Here is a 20,577-nt window from a genome sequence, read left to right as displayed (position 1 = left end):
TTTATAAGTTTTATAGAATTAGAAAAGGATAGTATTAAAAGTACTATCCTTTTTATATTAAATTATATTTTTTCGATTTTTAGCATGTTTGTTCCACCAGTTATTGATGTTGGGAATCCAGCAGCTACCATTATATTATCGCCAGTTTCAGCTATTTCAAACTCTTTAGCTACTTTTCTAGCTTCTTCTATAATTTCATCTGTACTATTAAAATAAGCACATTTTTTAGAAATTATTCCAAAGTTTAAAGCTAAGCTTCTTCTAACTTTTTCATATGGAGTAATAGCTATTATTGGACAACTAGGTTTATATTTTGATAATATCTTAGCAGTTGAGCCAGTCTGAGTGGCTGCTACTATAGCTTTTGTAGGGAATTTACTAGCTGTTTTGGATGCTGAATAACTTATAGCATCTGCAAAGGCATCTGGATTTGGATTTGGATCCTTTAATCTTCTTAAAAGATAATTATAGTCTAAGTTAGCTTCTGCTTTTTTTGCTATTTTAGACATTGTCATTGCCGCCTCTATAGGAAAGCTACCAGAAGCACTTTCTCCACTAAGCATTATGGCATCTGTACCATCAAATATAGCATTACATACATCGGAAGCTTCAGCTCTAGTAGGCCTTGGATTTCTTATCATAGAATCTAACATTTGAGTTGCTGTTATAACTATTTTTCCTGCCTGATTACATTTCTTAATTATATTTTTTTGGATTATAGGTACATTTTCTATAGGAATTTCTACTCCCATATCACCTCTAGCAACCATTACACCATCAGTAACTTTAATTATTTCATCTATATTATCTACACCTTCTTGGCTTTCTATCTTTGATATTATTTTTATATCTTTTCCACAATGAGAGTCTAAAATTTCTCTAACTTCAAGTACATCCTCTGGTTTTCTTATGAAAGAAGCAGCTACAAAGTCTACTTCCATTTCACAACCAAATATTAAGTCGGATTTATCCTTTTCAGTTACAGCAGGGAGTTTGATTGGCACATTAGGTACATTGACACCTTTATGGTCTTTTATAGTGCCTCCTTCAATAACTTCACATATTATATCAGTTCCACGGACTTCTTTTACTTTAAATTCTAAAAGTCCATCATCAACAAGTATTGATCCACCAGGTTTTATGTCTTCATATAATTTTTTATAAGAGATTGAACATCTAGTATTATCACCTAATATCTCATCTCCGCAAGAGAATGTGAATTCATCACCATTTCTTAATTGAGCTTCGCCATTTTTAAAATTATGTGTTCTTATTTTAGGACCTTTAATGTCTAATAAGATAGCTGTAGCTGATTTTTCCTCTTTTCTAAGTCTCTTAATAAGTTCTATTTTTTCTTTATGACTTGCATGGTCTCCGTGTGAGAAGTTTAATCTAGCTGCATTCATACCAATTTTTATGAAGTTTCTTAAAATTTCTTCTGAATCACTTGCAGGACCAATTGTAAATATCATTTTTGTTTTTTGCATAAAAACCACCTCGTTTTTTAAAACTAAAATAGTCTAGTGATTGCTTTAAAAGTTTGATATATTTGATATAATAGAATAAATTATTAAATTAATTATATTTTACCACAATAATAGGAAGGGATGGGTAAAAATGAATGTATTAAAAGGTTTAGAACCACAAATCGTTTTAAAATATTTTGAGGAAATATCACAAATTCCAAGAGGATCAGGTAATGAAAAGGCAATAAGTGATTTCCTAGTCAACTTTGGAAAAAGTTTAGGTCTTGAAACAATACAAGATGAATCATTAAATGTAATAATAAGAAAACCTGCAACTCCAGGTTATGAAAATGCACCAGGAGTAATAATACAAGGTCATATGGATATGGTATGTGAAAAAAATAAAGATACTATACATGATTTTGAAAAAGATCCTATTGAAATTAGAGTAGATGGAGATTATATATATGCTACAGGAACTACATTAGGAGCAGATAATGGTATAGCAGTAGCTTATGGAATGGCTGTTTTAGCTTCAAATGATATAGAACATCCTGCTATAGAACTTTTAGTTACAACTGATGAAGAAGTTGGAATGGGTGGAGCAATTGCTTTAGATGGAACTTTATTAAAAGGTAAATATCTTTTAAACATAGATTCAGAGGAAGAAGGAAAACTTTTAGTAAGCTGTGCAGGTGGAGCAAGAAGTGATGTTACTTTACCAATAAACTTTGAAGAAATGGAAAAAGATTTTGAAGTTTATGAAATCATGTTAAGAGGACTAAAAGGTGGTCACTCTGGAATGGAAATAGATAAACAAAGAGGAAACTCTAATAAGTTAATGGGAAGAGTGTTAAATGATATTAATGCTAACTGTGATATTAGATTAATATCAATTAATGGTGGATCTAAGGTAAATGCTATTCCAAGAGAATGTGATACTTTACTAGCTGTTAAAAAAGATGATGTTAAAAAATTAGAAGAATTAATTAAAAAATGGGATTCAATATTAAAAGACGAATACCATGTTAACGATAATGGAGTTAATTTAACTTTAGTTAAAAAAGAAGAAAGTCATAAAGTATTTTCTAAAGATACTACATTTAAGGCAATAAAAATAATGAACTTAATTCCTGATGGAGTTGATACTTATAGTATAGAAATGAAAGGATTAGTTCAAAGTTCAACAAACCTAGGTGTTGTTATTACAGAAGCAGATAAAATTATTTTTGCTAGTTCAACAAGAAGTTCAGTTGAAACTTTAAAAATTAAACTTTTAGATGAAATAGCTGACATTGCAGAAGTATTAGGTGGAGAATTTGAAATACAAGCACCATATCCAGCTTGGCAATACAATCCTGATTCAAAAATAAGAGAACTTTGTAGCAAGGTATATAAAAATATGACAGGAAAAGATCCTGAAATAATAGCTATACATGCTGGATTAGAATGTGGATTATTAGGAGAGAAAATAGAAGGATTAGATATGATTTCATTTGGTCCTAATATGTATGATGTTCATACTCCAAATGAGCATGTTAGCATATCTTCAGTAAAAAATGTTTGGGATTTCTTAGTTGAAATATTAAAGTCTATAAAATAATTAAAAATAAATTTAGATAATATATTATATTGAGTAGTAAGCTTTATTGAAAGTAAGCTTTATAGAATTTATTAATTTAAATTCTAAAAGTAACTTTCAATAAAGCTTTTTATTTATTATTAAAATGTAAAATTTAAGAAAAATAAAATTAAAAGAAGGAATTTTACATATTATGTAAAATAACTATATAAAGAAGTAGTTTTACATAATTTGTAAAATAAATAAAGTTAAATTGAAAGAAAGGTTGGGGGAAGGGTGAAGTACACTAGAATTGATGTAAAGAATAAAAAAAGGACTAATGGACATAACAATAATAATAATGATGGTAAAAGTTTTATATTACTTTTTATTGGAGTAATTGTTGTAGCACTTGTAATATCAACTGCAATGTCTAAGTTTATATGGCCTGAGGGAAAGAAAACAGCAGAAAAGGAAAAAATAGAAGCAACTTCTGTAGAAAATAAAGATACAAGTGAGAATAATAAAGAAAATAATAAAGTAGCAAAAGATGATGAAAAACCAAAAGCTAATAAAGTAATGGCTGAAAGTGTAGGAGGACAAGAGTATGTAATGGTTCAGTGTGGTTTTTACTCAAATAAAGAGAATGCAAATAATGTAAAAGCTCAGTTAGAAGATGATTATATTGCAGTATCATTAAGTGAAGCAGAAAATTATAGAGTAATAGTTCATATTGGGAATGAAGAAGAAGCTACTAAACTTTCTAATGAGTTAAACGAAAAAGGTGTTAGTAACACAAAAGGACGGTTTATTATTCCAAAAACTGATGTGTGTAGCAATGAGATTATAGAAATAACAAATGGATATGTAAACATAATAAATAAATTAAAAGAGGATTCTGTTAAGGGGGTTAAGACAACACAGTTTAAAGAGTGGGTTAATGGATTAGAAGAACATAGTGATTCTGAATATTTTAAAGCATTTAAAGAATTAAAAGATGGTATAAATAAAATTCCTGATGAAATAACTAAAAAAAATATAGAGGAAAGTTACCAAATAGTATTTAATACTTTAAATAATTTTAAAGTAAACAAATAATTGTAATTTATTTTTAATTTATAGTAATATATTTTTAAATTATAATAAAAATGAAAGAGTTAAATTCTCTTTCATTTTTTCTTTATAATTTGCTATACACGTACATTTATACTTGTTTATAAAAATAATAAATGATAAACTATATAAGATAAAGAATACAAGACCTTATTTAAGGAAAAATAAGATTATTTAAAAGTTTTTTAGATATAAGGTAAGGTGGAAAAATGAAGGTTATTTTAGCATCAAAATCTCCAAGAAGAGTTGAGATTCTTGAAAAAATAGTTAAAGAATTTGAAGTGGTTGAGTCAAATTTTGATGAAAAAACTATAGAGTTTCAAGGAGATATTGAAAAGTATGTTAAAGATTTGTCTAGAAATAAAGCTATAGAGGTTTCAAAAAAACTTAATGAACCATCTATAGTTATTGCTGCGGATACAGTTGTTTTTCTAGATGGAAAAGTTTTAGAAAAACCTAAAAATGAAGAGGATGCTTTTAGTATGTTATCTTCATTAAGTGGTAATACTCATAAGGTATATTCAGGTATTTGTTTAATAAATACTGTGAATGACACTGTAATGACTGATTGTGACTGTACAGAAGTAAGATTTTCAGAATTAAATCCTAGACAAATAAGAAATTACATAAATTCTGGTGAGCCTATGGATAAAGCAGGAGCTTATGGAATTCAAGGTTTAGGTGGTGCTTTTGTAGAAGGAATAAAGGGATGTTATTACAATGTCATGGGATTGCCCTTGAATAAACTATATAAAGCATTAGAAAATTATGACATAACAATACTTTAAAATCACTTTCAATGGGCATGTTAATTTCTAAATAAGGAGCTACAATATGTCTAAAAATATAAGAATTAATGAAATTCCATCTGGTGAGAGACCAAGAGAAAAACTTCTTTTTTATGGAGCACAGTTTTTATCTAATGAGGAACTTTTGGCCATAATTCTTAGAACTGGAAATAAGGATTTAAACGTAGTTGAATTGTCTTATAGAATAATACATAGTGTTGGTGGATTGAATGGACTTTTCAAAGCTTCGGCAAAGGAGCTTATGGAAGTTAAAGGTGTTAAGGAAGCTAAGGCAACTCAAATCTTGGCAATGTGTGAATTATATAAGAGATTTAAGGTTTCTGAGTTAATACAGGTTAAGATTTCAAAGCCATCAGATGTAGCAGAATTAGTTTTAGACGAACTTAGAATGCTACGGCAGGAGGTATTGCTCCTAATAACTCTTGATACTAAAAATAAAGTAATATCTAAAAAAGAAATTTTTAAAGGTGGGCTAAATTCTTCTTTAGTACACCCAAGAGAGATATTTAGAGAGGCTGTTAAGGATAGTGCAGCATCTATAATTATATGTCACAATCATCCTTCGGGAGATCCAACACCTAGTAAAGATGATATAAACATAACAACAAGACTAAAAGAATGTGGAAAAATGATGGGTATTGAGCTTTTAGATCATTTAATAATAGGAGATAACAGATTCATAAGTCTTAAAGAAAAAGACATATTGTGATTAGGAAAGGGGATTAAAAATGGGTTTATTTAATTTTGGAATGACAAAAGACATGGGTATAGATTTAGGAACTGCAAATACTCTAGTGTTTGTTAAAGGAAAGGGTATAGTATTAAGAGAACCTTCAGTTGTTGCTATAAACAATTTAACAAAAAAATCATTAGCTGTTGGTACTGAGGCTAAGCAAATGATAGGTAGAACACCAGGAAATATAGTGGCTATAAGACCATTAAAAGATGGAGTTATTGCTGATTTCGATGTTACTCAAACAATGCTTAAGAGATTTATAGAAAAGATAACAAATAAAAGTGCATTCACAAGCCCAAGAATAATAGTGTGTTTCCCTTCAGGAGTAACTGAAGTTGAGAGAAGAGCAATAGAAGAAGCTACTAAGCAAGCAGGAGCAAGAGAAGTAATATTAATGGAAGAGCCAATGGCTGCTGCAATTGGAGCAGGACTTCCAGTTGATGAGCCTACAGGAAGTATGATAGTTGATATTGGTGGAGGTACTACTGAGGTTGCTATAATATCATTAGGTGGAATAGTTACTAGTAAATCATTAAGAGTTGCTGGAGATGAATTAGATCAATCAATCATAAATTACATTAAGAGAGAATTTAACTTAATGATAGGTGAGAGAACTGCTGAACAAATAAAAATGGAAATTGGATCAGCTTACAAAGTTGATGAAGATGAAGAAGAACAAACAATGGACATAAAAGGAAGAGATTTAATATCAGGACTTCCTAAGGTTGTTGTGGTTGATGCAGGACAAATAAGAAACGCTTTAAAAGAGCCGGTTTCATCAATAATAGAATCAATCAAAACTACTTTAGAAAAAACACCGCCAGAATTAGCAGCTGATATCATGGATAAAGGAATAATGCTTGCTGGAGGAGGAGCTTTCCTAAAAGGACTAGATGAACTTATATATAAAGAAACAGGAATGCCTGTTCATATAGCAGAATCACCTCTTGACTGTGTTGCACTAGGTACAGGAAAAGCTTTAGATAAGTTTGATTTAATAGTTAAGCAACAAAGAGGGTAGAATATGAAATTTTTCAAGAATAAACTGGCAGTAACTGTTATAGTACTGTCAGTTGCCTTTTTAGGAATAATTATATTTACTGTTAAGAGTGATTCTAAAAACCCAATTTCAGGTGGAGTTGGTACTGTTTTAAACCCTGTGCAGAAAGTAGTATACACAATAAGTGATAAAGTTCATGATGTCTTTGATTTCTTCTATAACTTTTCAGATATTAAGAATGAAAATAATGATTTAAAAAAGAAAAATTTAGAGTTAGAGAATAAATTAGTTGAGTACAATGAGTTAAAACGTCAAAATGATGTTTTAAGAGGAATAGTTGATTTTTCTAAGGAAAATAATCAATATAAATATATTGGTACAAATATAATAGGAAAAAGTGGAAGTAGTTTTGTAGAAGGCTATACTATTGATAAAGGATCAAGTGAAGGTATTAAAAAAGATTACGTAGTAATTTCTCCAGAAGGACTAGTGGGAGTGGTAACAGAAGTTCATTCTAAATGGTCAAAAATACAGACTTTATTAAATGAAAATGTAGCTGTTGCAGCTACTATTGAAGGAGATAGTAATTCAGGAGACGGAATAGTTAAAGGATATAGAAATGGCAGTGATATGCAAGCAGAAATAACTAATTTACCTATGAATTCTACAATAAAAGAAGGTGAAACGGTAGTTACTTCAGGTCTTGGAGGATATTATCCTAAAGGAATAAGAATTGGTGAAGTAACATCAGTGCAATCAGATGATGTTAAAGTTATGAAAACTGCGATACTAAAAACATATGTTGACTTCAATAATTTACAAGAATTATTTGTAGTTGTACCACCATCAGAGAGAGATGATATAGTTAAGTATTAGAAAAGAGGGAGTAAAGTGAAAAGATTAATACTAATATTAATATGTCTTTTACTATTTATAGTAGATAATACTCTGGTACCTTTTTTCTCTATAAAAGGTGTTTATCCTAGTTTATTATTCACCTTTGCTGTACTATATGCTCTTATGAGTGGGTATTGGGAAGCGGTATTTATAGGAGTTTTATCAGGTTTCCTTCAAGATGTTTATTTTGTAAATGTCTTTGGGGTAAATATGTTAGTAAATATGTTAGTGTGCTTAATAGCTGCGTATATTGGTGAGAGCGTATTTAAGCATAAAAAAACAATTCCAGTACTATCAGTAGGTTTGCTTACCATAATAAAGTTTTTTGTAGTGGCATTTATATTAAGATTAGTGAATATAAGAATAAACTTATTAAGCTTTTGGATTATGGTGCTTTATAACGTAGTTGTAGGATTCTTTATGTATAATTGGGTTTATAAATTATGCAACAGAAATCTTATGAAGAGAGAATGGAAAATAAGTGAAAAATAGGTGGTTACATGAGAAGTTCAATAAATGGAAAAACGCCTATAGATAGATATAAAATTCTCATAGGAATAATGATAATAGTATTTGTATCTATAGTAGCAAGATTAGTTTATCTTCAAGTATTTAATTATGAAGAATTTAAACAAAGAGCTGATACTAGATCTATGAGATTTCTATCAGAACAGGCTCCAAGAGGTAAAATTTATGATTCAAATGGGGACATTTTAGCTACTAATAGACAAACATACACATTAACATTTACTGAAACAGATGAATCTAAGAAAAACTTTTATACTACTATAGATAAAGTTTATTCTATTTTAAAAGAAAATAATCAAAGTATATTAGATAATTTTAAGCTTAGAATTAATGAAAATGGAGAACTTTATTTTGATGTTTCAGGCGAAACTGAAAAACTAAGATTTTTAAAAGATATAGGAATGGGAGATAAAGTTAAAAATATTATTTTTAAGAATAAAGAGGGAGATTTAACTGCTGAGGAAGAAGATCAAATAGATCAAGAACTTGTAAAGGTTACTCCAGATGAGGCTTTTAATTTCTTAGTAAAAGAATATCAGTTATATTACGTATTAAATCCTACAGAGGATGAAATTACAGCATATAAAAAGATGGAACCAAAAGAGATAACAGATATATTGTTAAAGAAATATTCTCTTCAAGATATAAGAGGATATATGCTTGTTAAAAATGCTATAAAAATGCAAAGTTTCTCAGGATATAAGCCAGTTACAATAGCTAAGGATATAAACAAAGAAACTGCATTTATATTCTATCAAAGACTTAATGATTTACCAGGAATAGATGTAAGTATAGAGCCTATGAGATATTATCCTTATAATGAGTTAGGTTCTTCATTCTTAGGATATGTAGCTTCTATAAATGGAGATCAAAAGTCTAAGTATGAAGCAAGAGGATATGATGTTTCTACTGATTTAATAGGAAAAGCTGGTATAGAAGCAGCCTTTGAAAATGAACTAAAAGGTGTTAAGGGAGGAACTACAGTTAAGGTAAACTCTTCTGGTAGAAAAAAAGAGGAACTTTATGATTTAGAATCTCATCCAGGAAATAATGTACATTTAACTGTAGATAAGGATATTCAATATTCAGCAGAAACTTCAATGAAGTATATTTTAGATTTTCTTCAAACAAGAAATACAAGGGACTATAACGTAAATACTAAAAATGCAACAAGAGGAGCAGCTGTTGCTATAGAAGTAGATACAGGAAAGGTTTTAGCGTTAGTAAGTTATCCAGGGTTTAATCCAAATGAATTTTCTAAAGGAGAATTAGATCCAGCAGTGGCAAAGGAATATTTCCAACCAGACTATGAAGCTTTTGCACAGCAGTTTATAGCGAGAAATGCTTTAAATAAGACAGTAGATGATCTTTTCCCTAAAAATTCAAAAACTGGATTAAGAGAAGATTTATATGATCTTTATCCAAAAAGATTTTATAATTATGCTACTTTAGGTATGATTCCACCAGGATCTACTTTTAAACCTGTTACTAGTGTTGCTGCATTAGAAGAGGGCGTTATAACTCCAAGTTCAACAGTTTATGCTAATGGGCAAAACTTTGGACAGACATATCCAGAGATATTTGGTAAAAATCCTGCAAACTGGCCAAGAGATAAAAACTATATAGGAAATCCAGATTTATATACTGCATTGCAGCATTCATCAAATTCATATTATTTTGATTCTGCTGTAAAGATGTATTATAAAAATGGTGGAGATCCATATGGAGATGGGAGATACAAGAAGAGTAGTACAGAAGCTTTAGATTCTATTGCAAAATATGCATGGCAATTTGGATTAGGAGTAGATCCAAATTCAGATAAAAAGGCTTCAACAGGAATTGAAATATCTGAAAATTTTGGTCAGGTTTATAATTTTAAGTCATTTAAAAACCAAACAATAGCACTTATGAGATTTACTTTAGTTGATTCGCTTGAGAAAGGAACCTTTGTCAATTCTTCTTCTCCAGATTTTCCGCAGGTAAATATAGGGGTTAATGATAGAGATTCCAAAGAGTTAGCAGCGGCTAAGGAAGCTATAAAGAAAGATGTAGAAAGTTCCTTAAATAAGCTTGGTGATGGAAATACAATTGATGAAAAAGCTTTAAGTGAAGCTTTAAAAAAGGATTTTAAAACTTTATATAATATAGATCCTTCATATCAAGAAAGTATTAAAAACTTTAGTGGAATAAAAGCTAAGGATGAAGAAGAAAAAGTTGATAAAGGAATAAGTCTAACAGTTCAAAAAACAGTTGCTTGGGTTGTAGGAGACATTGCTTACCAAATAGTTTCACCAAGAAACTTTACTGACTCTGCTATAGGACAGAGTATAAGTAACTTTACTCCTGTTCAGCTAGCAAGTTATGTTGCAACCTTAGCAAATGGAGGAACAAGATACAAGACACACTTAGTTGATAAAATAACAGATGCTCAAGGAAATTTAGTAGAAGAATTTAAACCAGAAGTTTTAAATAAAGTTAATATGTCAAAAGCTACTTTAGATGCTGTTAAAGAAGGTATGAGAAGAGTTAATGCTACTGGTTCAGCACAGTCTATAATGTCAAATTTACCTATGGTGACAGGTGGTAAAACTGGTACTGCTACTTTCAGAAACGACCAATCGGATTTTGGAAGAACAGATTATGGTGTTTATATTTCCTTTGCTCCACTAGATAATCCTAAGATTGCTGTGGCAACAGTTCTTTATGATGGTGGTCATGGATATTATGGATCATTTATAGCAAGAACTATCTATGAAACTTATTTTAGAGAACAATTAAAGAAGGATCATCCATATTATAAACCAACAAATCTTGATGGAGCTACTTATGATTATTCATTGAATCCACCTTTAGAAGCTATAAAGGATTCAAATATAAATAGTAAGGTTGAAAATGCAGAATTAGATTCTTCAGGAAAACTAGTTGAAAAATCAGAAGGTAATAATTCTGAAAATAAAAAAGATGATAATAAATCTAAAGTAGATTAAAATAAATATCATTAATAAAAAATTACAGAATTGATTAAAATGTACTCTATAGAATAGACCGTTTAAAAAGTCTATTTTGTAGGGTACTTTTGTGTATAATTAAATAAATTATATATAGTTTTTTTATATGATTTGTTTTTTGAAAATTTTACTACTTTATTTCATAAAATCCTTTTATAAATTAAAAATAATTTATATAATATAAAGTGAGAATTAATTTATTGTATAATTTACCTTAAGAATAAAAGGGGTTGGATACTTGGAGGATAGTAATTTACTATGCGTGATGATAGAATTTTTATAAAAGGAAATAAACTAGGAATAAATGCCATAATTAATATGGACAAGTTTGGAAATTTTGATGAAATGCTTGATTCTTTAGTAGAGAAGTTAAGTAGAGGAAAAAAGTTTTATAAAGGAGCTACTTTAACTATAACTACTGATTTAAAATATATAAATGAGAGGCAAATATCAAAGTTAAAAGATGTACTTTTTGATGAGATACTTATAAAAGATTGTATATTTGAAGAACGATTAGAAAAGCAAAGTAGTGTTTTTTCGGGAGTATATGAGGGAAGAACGAAATTTGTAAGAAAAACTGTTAGAAGTGGTCAATGTTTGAATTACGCAGGTAATTTAATAATAATTGGTGATGTTAATAATGGCGGAGAAGTTAGAGCACATGGAAATGTAATTGTGTTAGGTGACTTAAAGGGAAAGGTTTTTGCAGGAGATAATGGAAATGAAAATGCCATAATAGCAGCTTATTCTTTAGAACCAGAATTAATTTCTATATCAGGCAAAATAACAATATCACCGGATGATTTTGAGAAAACAGGATATCCAGAAGTGGCTAGATTGAATGGAAATAATATAATTGTAGAGCCGTATTTACCGGATAAATATTCTTATTAATATTACATAATTTAATGGAGGGAAAGTAATGGGAGTATCGATAGTAATAACATCAGGAAAAGGTGGAGTTGGAAAAACAACTACTACAGCTAACATAGGAACAGCCTTAGCAGCACAAGGTAAAAAGGTAGTGGTTGTTGATGGAGATACAGGTCTAAGAAACTTAGATGTGTTAATGGGATTGGAAAATAGAATAGTTTATACAATAATTGATGTAATTGAAAATAGATGTAGAACTAAGCAAGCTTTAATAAGAGATAAGAGATTTAATAATCTATACTTATTACCTACAGCTCAAACTAAGGATAAAAATGATATAAGTCCTGAGCAAATGTTAAGATTAGTAAATGAATTAAAAGAAGAGTTTGATTATGTAATTTTGGATTGTCCAGCTGGTATAGAGCAAGGATTTGAAAATGCTATAGTTGGAGCAGATAGAGCTATCGTAGTAGTTAATCCAGAAATAACTTCTGTAAGAGATGCTGATAGAGTTATTGGAAAACTTGATGCTAAAGGATTAGAGAATCATGAAGTTATAGTAAATAGATTAAATTATGAAATGACTAAAAAAGGTGATATGCTAGACATTTCAGATATTATAGAAACTCTTTCTGTAAAACTTTTAGGAGTTGTACCAGATGATAGAAATATAACAGTTTCTACTAATAAGGGAGAGCCTATAGTATTAGATGAAAAAGCAAGTGCCGGACAAGCATTTAGAAATATAGGTAAAAGAATAATAGGAGAAGATGTTCCAATAATGGATTTAAACACAGAACATCAAGGAATATTTAGTTCAATACTAAAATTGTTTAGAAGAGGGTAGGTGAGAGAAAATGAGTTTTTTAAATGTTTTTTCTAGTAGACTTACACCAAAACAAGTTGCTAAAGATAGACTAAAGGTTATTTTAATTCATGATAGAGGTGAACTATCAGATGAAGTTTTAGATAAAATAAGACTTGAAATATTAGATGTACTTTCTAAATATGTAGAGATTGAAAATGAGGATGTTGATATAACTGTTACAAAGTCAAATGCAATAGAAGGCGAATCACCATCTTTAGTAGCAAATATACCTATAAAAAATATAAAGGGGAAAGCTAGATAATTTAAAAATATAAGCTATTTCAAATTTTTTGAGATAGCTTTTTATTAGTTTTTTTAAAAGTTCAGAATTTTGTAATTGAAAATAGGTGAAAATAAAGTATTATATAAATAGTTGTGTTAAATAAATAAAATTTATGGAGGTAATATAATGCTTAGTAGACTAAAATTAGATAGTAAACTAAGAAGAGAAATTGATTATAAGCTTTTAGTATCTATGATATTAATAGTGCTGTTTGGAATATTAAACATATACTTAGGAACAAAGTCTCAACGAGGATTCTTTTTCGCTAAGAAACAGTTAATATGGTTTATAATATCAATGATTGCATTGTACATAATATTACTTTGGAATTATAACATAATTTATAATTATGTTGAAATATTCTATTGGGGATCCATAGTTCTACTTATAATAACCAGATTTGCAGGAAGTGTAATAAATGGTGCTAGAGGATGGATTGTATTAGGTCCTGTAAGTATTCAGCCCTCGGAACTGGCCAAAACAGCCATGATACTTATGCTGGCCAAAAAGATGGAACAAGTCGATTTAAGAATAAATGACTTTAGAAATTTTATAAAGGTTGCCATGTATGCAATAATACCAATGATATTTATAGTTGTACAACCTGATATGGGGATGACTATGGTTTCATTTTTTATAGCACTTGGTATATTCTTTGCAGCTGGATTAGATATAAAAGTAATAGGTGCAGGGCTCTTATCAATAATAGTGGCAATAGCCTTAGTTTGGAATTCAGGTCTTATAAAAGATTATCAAAAGGGTAGGCTTGTTGGATTCTTAAATCCTGATGGAGATGAATTAGGTATAAATCTGCAATTAACTCAATCAAAAATAGGAATTGGATCTGGTGGGTTCTTTGGAACAGGATTAGATTTAAATGGAGAAGTTGGTGGATATTCATCAGAATTCGTACCAGAAAGGCAAACAGACTTCATATTCGCTGTAATAGGTGAGCATTGGGGAACAGTAGGAGGAATAATATTATTATTACTATATGGAATAATGATATATAGAATAATAATGACGGCTAAAACAGCTAAAGATACATTTGGTTCTATGATATGTGTAGGATTTGCCTCCTATTTTATATTTGCTATATTACAAAATATAGGGATGACAATAGGTATAATGCCTATAACAGGAATAACTTTACCATTAGTAAGTTATGGAGGAAGTTCGTTGCTTACAACTATAGTGAGTATAGCCTTAGTTTTAAATATATCTATGAGAAAGAAAAAATTAAAATTCTAATAAAAATAAAAGTATTAAGATCAATAATGGTTTTAATACTTTTATTTTTTTATATATTATGTTTCAGTTTGTAATAAAAGTTCTATAATATGCATAAAAAATATATATATTAAGTATAATTAGAAATTTTTAGAGGGGAGAAGAAAAATGGGTAGCTATAACAAAGAATATGAGAAGTATTATAGAAAAATAAATAAGGTAAGAAAAACTTCTCCTAATAATGAGGTTAATTTCAAAATTAAGGGAACCTATAAGAGCAAAGATAAAGATAGTTTGAGGAAATACGTGATTAAGGAAGTTACTTTTTCATCAATTTTAAGCTTTTTTATTTTTTCTAGCTTTTTTTTTATGGGAAAAGTGGACAATGAATTTTTAGTAGATTTAAGTAGTAAATTTAAAGAGGTGATATCAACTGATAGATATTATAAAAACTTGAATTTGAATGAAAGTAAAATAGTAGCTACTATTAGTAATGGAATAAAATATGGATTTAAGTTAGAAAATTCTAGCTTTAAAAAAGAATCTAAACAAATTAATGAAGAAAAAGTATTTGAAAATAATGAGGAAGTAAGTGTTTTTAATAACTTTGATGTCATTGAGAAAGAATCTATAGATTTTTTGAAGGAAAGTAAAGTTGTTCCTTTTAATGGAGAGGTCAAAATTTTAGAAAATAATAATTTAAAAGGAAAAAAACTTTATTTAAGTGGTTCAAAAGGTGATGTGAAAAGTCTATTAAAAGGAACTATAAGTGAAATGAAAAATGAAAATGGAACATATAGTGTTAAGGTAAAATATGATGAAAATTTAGAAGTTTTATATCACAATTTAGAAGAGGTATCAAAAAAAGAAGGAGATAAGGTGGAGGAAGGAGAGAAAATAGGGAGTTCATCTGAAAATGAAAAAGCAAAGGGTATAATAATTCAGGTATTATTTAAAAATGAGTATGTTAACCCAGAAGAAAGCATGAAGTTTTTAGGAGATAAGCAGTGAAAATCCATAAAAAAATAATTGCACAGCTTATTATATTTTTTATTTTAGGATTTATATTTGATTTAGCCCTAGCTTTTTTCTGGATTATAATACATGAATTAGCTCATTATTTTGTTTTATTAAAACTTAATATAGAGTCAGAGAAATTTAAGCTTCATATTTTAGGAGCTAGATTAGAAATCAAAGATTATGAAGATTTAAGTTCAAGAGAAAAGTTAATAGTATGTTTAGCAGGTCCTGTTTTAAATGGAGTTGTGGCTATAATTTTTTTCTTTATTTACAAATTAATTTCAAAAAACCAATATATTTATTCTGCTTATGAAATAAATTTAGTCTTATTTATTTTTAATTTGCTACCTACCTATCCTTTAGATGGAGGAAAAATATTAGGTGCAATTTTAGAAGAGAAGATGATTTTTAAGGATGTAAACAATGTATTGATTAAGATAAGCTATTCATTTGGAATAGCATTTCTTTTGTTATCTATATTAGGAATTGTGATTTTAGGAGAAGTAAATATAACAAGCATATTAGCTGGAATATTTATAATCTATTTAAGCTATAATGAGAGAAGAAAGGTAATGTATATAATTATGGGTGATATAACTAAAAAGAGAGAACGATTAATTAATAAGAAATACATAGACAGTAGAGTAACTTCTGTATATTGTGAACAAGATATTGTTAATCTTCTTAAAATTATTGATAAAAATAGATTTAATATATTTTATGTTTTAGATGAAGAAATGAATTTGCTTTATGTCTTAAGAGAAAATGAAATAATAGAGATATTAAAGACAATTGGAAACATGAATTTAAGAGAATATTACATTAAGTATAGAAAAGAATAAATATATTGGTTATAATTATTCTTTGTGATAGAATAGAAATTGTTAATATGAGAGGAGTATAAAGAGGTATACTTCTCTTTTTATTATAGATAGTGGCTTTAATATTTTATAAAAATGTAGGAGGAAACTAAATGGTAAGAATAACTGAGGATATTTTATATAGAGTTGAGAAACCATCTAGATATGTAGGTGGAGAGCTTAATGAAGCGATAAAAGATCCAAAAGAAGTTGATATAAGATTTGGATTTTGCTTCCCAGATGTTTATGAAGTAGGGATGTCTCACTTAGGATCAAGAATTTTATATCATGTTTTAAATCAAAGAAAAGATACATATTGTGAAAGAGTATATGCTCCATGGCCAGACATGGAAAAGCTTATGAGAGAAAATAATATTCCTTTATATGCTTTAGAAACTAAAGATCCTATAAATGAATTTAACTTTTTAGCATTTACTCTTCAGTATGAAATGAGTTATACAAACATATTAAATATGCTAAACATGGGAGGAATTCCGCTTAGAGCATCAGAAAGAACAGAGAAGGATCCTTTAGTAATAGCTGGTGGTCCTTGTGCATATAATCCAGAGCCCTTATATGATATAGTTGACATATTCCAATTAGGTGAAGGTGAAGAAGGATTAAATGATCTTTTAGATCTTTATCAAAAACATAAAGACAACTTTAACAAGGAAGCTTATTTAAGAGAAGCTAGTCATATTCCAAGTGTTTATATTCCATCATTATATGATGTTACATACAACGAAGACGGAACAATAAAAGAATTTAAACCTAAGTATGATGATGTACCTAAAAAGATTAAAAAGAGAATCATAAATAATTTTGACCAGGTTGATTTCCCAGAAAGTTTAATAGTGCCTTATAGTGAAATAGTTCATGACAGGGTTGTTTTAGAATTATTTAGAGGATGTACTAATGGATGTAGATTTTGTCAAGCTGGAATGATATATAGACCAGTTAGAGAAAAGAGTAGAAAGACTTTATTAGATCAAGCTAGAAAAATGCTTAAAGCTACAGGATATGATGAGGTTTCACTAGTTTCACTAAGTACTTGTGATTATTCTGATATTCAAGGCTTAGTAAAAGATCTTGTAGAAGAACACGGAAAGAATAATGTAAGTGTTGCTTTACCATCAATAAGAGTAGATGCTTTCTCAGTTGACCTATTAAAGGAGATTCAAAAGGTTAGAAAAACTGGTTTAACTTTTGCACCTGAGGCTGGCTCTCAAAGAATGAGAGATGTTATAAATAAAGGATTAACAGAGGAAAGAATCTTAGAAGCAGCTAAAAATGCTTTTGAATCAGGTTGGAGTACAATAAAATTATACTTTATACTTGGAGTTCCTTATGAAACAATTGAGGATGCTGCAGAAATAGGATTACTAGCAGAGAAAATAGCTGATCAATACTTTGCTGTACCTAAACATATAAGAAATAAAGGACTTAGAATAACTGTAAGTACTTCTATTTTTGTACCAAAACCATTTACACCATTCCAATGGGCACCAATGGAAAGAATGGACATTGTAACTGAAAAAATTCGTGCTGTTAAAGGTGCTATAAAATCAAGAAGTATAGTCTACAATTATCATGAGCAAAAAACATCATATATGGAAGGTGTTTTAGCTAGAGGAGATAGAAAACTTTGTGATGTATTAATAAAAGCTTATGAAAAAGGTGCTAAATTTGACGGATGGTCAGAGTACTTTGATTTTGAATTATGGAAAGAAGCTTTATCAGAGTGTAATGTAGATGGAGATTTCTATGTTTATAGACAAAGAAGCTATGATGAAATTTTACCATGGGATTTCATAGATATTGGAGTAACAAGAAAATATCTTGAAAGAGAAAATGAAAAAGCCAAAACTGGCGAGCCTACTCAAAACTGTAGAGTAGGATGTACAGGTTGTGGAGTAAATGTAAACTTTAAAGATGGGGAGTGTTTTGAAGGTGCGATACTTAATTAAATTTACTAAAGATGCAGATATAAAATTTGTTTCTCACTTAGATTTAATGAGAACAATTCAAAGAATAGTAAGAAGAGCTTGTCTTCCAGTTGAATATTCAAAAGGATTTAATCCTCATATGGCATTAGCAATAGCACAACCTTTATCAGTTGGTGTATATTCTGAAGGCGATTATTTAGATTTAAATTTAACTGAAGATATGAATGAAGAGGCAGTAAAAGAGCAATTAAATAAATTCTCAGCAAATGGAATTAGATTTTTAGAAGTTTCAAAGAGTCCAGTTATACACAATGTTAAGAGATTACCAGCAGCTATGGCTCTTTTAGATGCTGCCAATTATACAATAAAGATAAGATATAATGATATTTCTAAGGCTGAAGAAGAAGTTAATGCTTTAATGGCTAAAAAAGAAATAATAACAATAAAAAGAACTAAAAAAGGTGAAAAAGAAGCAGATATAAAACCATTTATAAAAGATTTTAAATGCTCTACTAAGGATAATTATTTAATTGTAAATACAACTATAAGCTGTGGAAGTAGAGAAAATCTTTCAGCAGATCTTTTAGCAAATGTTATAAAACAAAATACATCAAATGTTAATGAAGAAGCTTTCGTAGAAATAAAAAGAGTTGAGATGTATGCATACAAAGGGAATACATTAGTTCCTCTATATAAATATATCTAAATTAGGAAGTGAATTCATGAGAGATATATACGTAGAAAGAAGAGAAAATTTATTAAGGGTTGCTATAAAGAAAAATAATCTTTTAAGTGAGTGCTATATAGAAGAGGAGAGTCTAGAACCTGTTCAAGGAGAAATATATAAAGGTATAGTCAAAAGAGTGGTTCCAGGAATAAAGAGTGCCTTTATAGATATTGGCTATAGTAAACAGGCCTATATGATACTTGGGGAAGATGAAAAAGAGCTAAAACAAGGAGATGGAGTAATTGTTGAAGTATTAAAAGAACAACTTGGAAGTAAAGGAGCAAAAGTTACTTCCAAGATATCTTTAGCAGGAAGATATTGTGTTTTAGAGACTTCAAGAAATGATATTTCAATTTCAAAAAAGATAGAAGATTTAGAGTTTAAGAAAGAACTTGAAAATTCATTGATAAAACCAAATGAATTAGGAGTTACTGTTAGAACAAAAGCTCAATCAGTTAGTATTCATGAGATTCAAGAGGAAATAGATGAACTATATAGAAACTATATAGAGATTATTAGACAAGGTAAATTTTCCTTAAATCCAAAAAGATTGTTTGGTAAAGGAGACCTTATTAATAAGATAATTAGAGATGACATTGATGAGTATACTTCTTCAATAATTGTTGATTCTATAGAAGACTATGAAAGAATAAAAGATAGTATTTCTAATTTTAAATATTTAAAAGTAATTCTTTATGATGATGCTAGAAGTCTTTTTGATTATTATGGTATTGAAAAAGAAATTCTTAGTCTTAGAAATAATAGAGTTAATTTAAATTGTGGTGGAAACATAGTTATAGAAAAAACAGAGGCTATGTATGTTATAGATGTTAATTCAGGTAAGAATACAAATCATAAAAACAAAGAAAAAACTGCTTATGAAACTAATAAAAATGCAGCAATAGAAATTGCTAGACAGATTAAAATTAGGAATTTAGGTGGAATAATATTAGTTGATTTTATAGATATGCATTCACAAGAAAATAAGAAAAAAATATTAGAAATATTAAAAGATGAATTTAAAAGTGATAGCCAAAGAGCTAAAATTTTCCCTTTTACAGAACTTGGATTAGTACAAATAACAAGATATAGAAAAGGAAAAAGTATTTATGACTATATAGAAGAGAATTGTTTTTCTTGTAATGGTCATGGAAAGAGATTAAAGTTATCTTATATAAATCTTCTTTTAAGAAATGAGATTTTGAAGAAAAATGGAGATGGAAAGATAAAAGATTTTCATATAGAAATAAACTCTATTTATGAAAAAGATATTAGAGGAAATATTTTTGAGTTTTTAAAAGAAATTGGGGCATTAGATTTAAATATTTACTTGAATTTTCAAGAATCTAAAGATTTTTACAAAGTAGAACCATTGATCTTTAAAAATCAAATAGAAAGCGTAAAAGAGTATTTGGTGAAGAATATCGAAAAATATTAAATTTAGCTTTACAAAAGGCTTTAGCTATGATAGAATGGCTTTTGTAAACCGCTCACGAATAGGTTTTAAAAATAACTTTAATTAGTTTACCTTAAGTGGCGAGACCGTTATGAGGAGGTGTTTTAATGTACGCAGTATTAACTACAGGAGGAAAACAATACAGAGTTCAAGAAGGAGACGTATTATTCGTTGAAAAACTTAACGCTGAAGTTGA

Annotated in this window: 19 protein-coding genes; 18 read left to right on the top strand and 1 reads right to left on the bottom strand. The window is 28.8% G+C overall.

Going from position 1 to position 20,577, the window contains the following annotated elements:
• Positions 1-62 precede the first annotated feature (62 nt).
• Positions 63-1,487, bottom strand: a complete 1,425-nt coding sequence (pyk, locus tag Q1J60_RS12230) for a pyruvate kinase (protein ID WP_300262748.1) — start codon at positions 1,485-1,487, stop codon at positions 63-65.
• A 130-nt stretch (positions 1,488-1,617) separates the two neighbouring features.
• Between pyk and Q1J60_RS12225 the strand changes: the two genes are divergently transcribed.
• From Q1J60_RS12225 to Q1J60_RS12140, 18 genes are all read left to right on the top strand, one after another.
• Positions 1,618-3,069: an aminoacyl-histidine dipeptidase gene (locus Q1J60_RS12225; RefSeq protein WP_300262747.1), complete on the top strand. Its 1,452-nt coding sequence runs from the start codon at positions 1,618-1,620 to the stop codon at positions 3,067-3,069.
• 255 nt (positions 3,070-3,324) lie between these two features.
• Entirely contained in the window at positions 3,325-4,125 is an 801-nt protein-coding gene (locus Q1J60_RS12220; RefSeq protein WP_300262744.1) for an SPOR domain-containing protein, read from the top strand.
• A 224-nt stretch (positions 4,126-4,349) separates the two neighbouring features.
• On the top strand, positions 4,350-4,928 hold the full coding sequence (locus tag Q1J60_RS12215; RefSeq protein ID WP_300262741.1) for a Maf-like protein: 579 nt from the start codon (positions 4,350-4,352) through the stop codon (positions 4,926-4,928).
• Between the two features lie 46 nt (positions 4,929-4,974).
• Complete coding sequence (gene radC / locus Q1J60_RS12210; protein WP_300262738.1) at positions 4,975-5,658, top strand: RadC family protein; 684 nt, start codon at positions 4,975-4,977, stop codon at positions 5,656-5,658.
• A gap of 19 nt (positions 5,659-5,677) precedes the next feature.
• On the top strand, positions 5,678-6,706 hold the full coding sequence (locus Q1J60_RS12205; protein WP_300262735.1) for a rod shape-determining protein: 1,029 nt from the start codon (positions 5,678-5,680) through the stop codon (positions 6,704-6,706).
• A gap of 3 nt (positions 6,707-6,709) precedes the next feature.
• Positions 6,710-7,561, top strand: coding sequence for a rod shape-determining protein MreC (mreC, locus tag Q1J60_RS12200; RefSeq protein WP_300262732.1), 852 nt, complete (start codon positions 6,710-6,712; stop codon positions 7,559-7,561).
• A 15-nt stretch (positions 7,562-7,576) separates the two neighbouring features.
• Positions 7,577-8,074 (top strand): rod shape-determining protein MreD, encoded by a 498-nt coding sequence (mreD, locus tag Q1J60_RS12195; RefSeq protein WP_300262729.1) that lies wholly within the window; start codon positions 7,577-7,579, stop codon positions 8,072-8,074.
• Between the two features lie 8 nt (positions 8,075-8,082).
• On the top strand, positions 8,083-11,097 hold the full coding sequence (locus Q1J60_RS12190) for a penicillin-binding transpeptidase domain-containing protein (protein ID WP_300262726.1): 3,015 nt from the start codon (positions 8,083-8,085) through the stop codon (positions 11,095-11,097).
• Between the two features lie 279 nt (positions 11,098-11,376).
• Positions 11,377-12,012: a septum site-determining protein MinC gene (gene minC, locus Q1J60_RS12185; RefSeq protein ID WP_300262724.1), complete on the top strand. Its 636-nt coding sequence runs from the start codon at positions 11,377-11,379 to the stop codon at positions 12,010-12,012.
• Positions 12,013-12,040: 28 nt separating this feature from the next.
• Positions 12,041-12,838, top strand: coding sequence for a septum site-determining protein MinD (gene minD / locus Q1J60_RS12180; protein WP_300262722.1), 798 nt, complete (start codon positions 12,041-12,043; stop codon positions 12,836-12,838).
• 10 nt (positions 12,839-12,848) lie between these two features.
• A complete protein-coding gene (gene minE, locus Q1J60_RS12175; protein WP_300262719.1) occupies positions 12,849-13,121 on the top strand; it encodes a cell division topological specificity factor MinE in 273 nt (90 codons plus the stop codon).
• Between the two features lie 147 nt (positions 13,122-13,268).
• Complete coding sequence (rodA, locus tag Q1J60_RS12170) at positions 13,269-14,393, top strand: rod shape-determining protein RodA (protein WP_300262716.1); 1,125 nt, start codon at positions 13,269-13,271, stop codon at positions 14,391-14,393.
• A 147-nt stretch (positions 14,394-14,540) separates the two neighbouring features.
• Positions 14,541-15,383: a M23 family metallopeptidase gene (locus Q1J60_RS12165; protein WP_300262713.1), complete on the top strand. Its 843-nt coding sequence runs from the start codon at positions 14,541-14,543 to the stop codon at positions 15,381-15,383.
• Positions 15,380-16,234 (top strand): site-2 protease family protein, encoded by an 855-nt coding sequence (locus Q1J60_RS12160; RefSeq protein WP_300262710.1) that lies wholly within the window; start codon positions 15,380-15,382, stop codon positions 16,232-16,234. The genes Q1J60_RS12165 and Q1J60_RS12160 overlap by 4 nt, the downstream gene beginning before the upstream one ends.
• Positions 16,235-16,365: 131 nt before the next feature.
• Positions 16,366-18,219: a TIGR03960 family B12-binding radical SAM protein gene (locus Q1J60_RS12155; protein ID WP_300262708.1), complete on the top strand. Its 1,854-nt coding sequence runs from the start codon at positions 16,366-16,368 to the stop codon at positions 18,217-18,219.
• Positions 18,203-18,904, top strand: coding sequence for a TIGR03936 family radical SAM-associated protein (locus Q1J60_RS12150; protein WP_300262705.1), 702 nt, complete (start codon positions 18,203-18,205; stop codon positions 18,902-18,904). The genes Q1J60_RS12155 and Q1J60_RS12150 overlap by 17 nt, the downstream gene beginning before the upstream one ends.
• Positions 18,905-18,920: 16 nt before the next feature.
• Positions 18,921-20,363, top strand: a complete 1,443-nt coding sequence (locus tag Q1J60_RS12145; protein ID WP_300262702.1) for an Rne/Rng family ribonuclease — start codon at positions 18,921-18,923, stop codon at positions 20,361-20,363.
• A gap of 125 nt (positions 20,364-20,488) precedes the next feature.
• Positions 20,489-20,577, top strand: an 89-nt coding sequence (locus Q1J60_RS12140; RefSeq protein WP_300262819.1) for a bL21 family ribosomal protein, incomplete at its 3' end; no start/stop codon positions are given.

Source organism: Clostridium sp. (assembly GCF_029258205.1).
Classification (GTDB): domain Bacteria; phylum Bacillota; class Clostridia; order Clostridiales; family Clostridiaceae; genus Sarcina.
This window is presented reverse-complemented; position numbering and strand designations above follow the sequence as displayed.

Coding starts and splice junctions, on each gene's coding strand:
- minC (WP_300262724.1), top strand. CDS start 11,377: ATGCGTGATGATAGAATTTTTATAAAAGGAAATAAACTAGGAATAAAT.
- Q1J60_RS12145 (WP_300262702.1), top strand. CDS start 18,921: ATGAGAGATATATACGTAGAAAGAAGAGAAAATTTATTAAGGGTTGCT.
- Q1J60_RS12205 (WP_300262735.1), top strand. CDS start 5,678: ATGGGTTTATTTAATTTTGGAATGACAAAAGACATGGGTATAGATTTA.
- Q1J60_RS12165 (WP_300262713.1), top strand. CDS start 14,541: ATGGGTAGCTATAACAAAGAATATGAGAAGTATTATAGAAAAATAAAT.
- Q1J60_RS12215 (WP_300262741.1), top strand. CDS start 4,350: ATGAAGGTTATTTTAGCATCAAAATCTCCAAGAAGAGTTGAGATTCTT.
- minD (WP_300262722.1), top strand. CDS start 12,041: ATGGGAGTATCGATAGTAATAACATCAGGAAAAGGTGGAGTTGGAAAA.
- Q1J60_RS12225 (WP_300262747.1), top strand. CDS start 1,618: ATGAATGTATTAAAAGGTTTAGAACCACAAATCGTTTTAAAATATTTT.
- minE (WP_300262719.1), top strand. CDS start 12,849: ATGAGTTTTTTAAATGTTTTTTCTAGTAGACTTACACCAAAACAAGTT.
- rodA (WP_300262716.1), top strand. CDS start 13,269: ATGCTTAGTAGACTAAAATTAGATAGTAAACTAAGAAGAGAAATTGAT.
- radC (WP_300262738.1), top strand. CDS start 4,975: ATGTCTAAAAATATAAGAATTAATGAAATTCCATCTGGTGAGAGACCA.
- Q1J60_RS12155 (WP_300262708.1), top strand. CDS start 16,366: ATGGTAAGAATAACTGAGGATATTTTATATAGAGTTGAGAAACCATCT.
- Q1J60_RS12190 (WP_300262726.1), top strand. CDS start 8,083: ATGAGAAGTTCAATAAATGGAAAAACGCCTATAGATAGATATAAAATT.
- mreC (WP_300262732.1), top strand. CDS start 6,710: ATGAAATTTTTCAAGAATAAACTGGCAGTAACTGTTATAGTACTGTCA.
- pyk (WP_300262748.1), bottom strand. CDS start 1,487: ATGCAAAAAACAAAAATGATATTTACAATTGGTCCTGCAAGTGATTCA.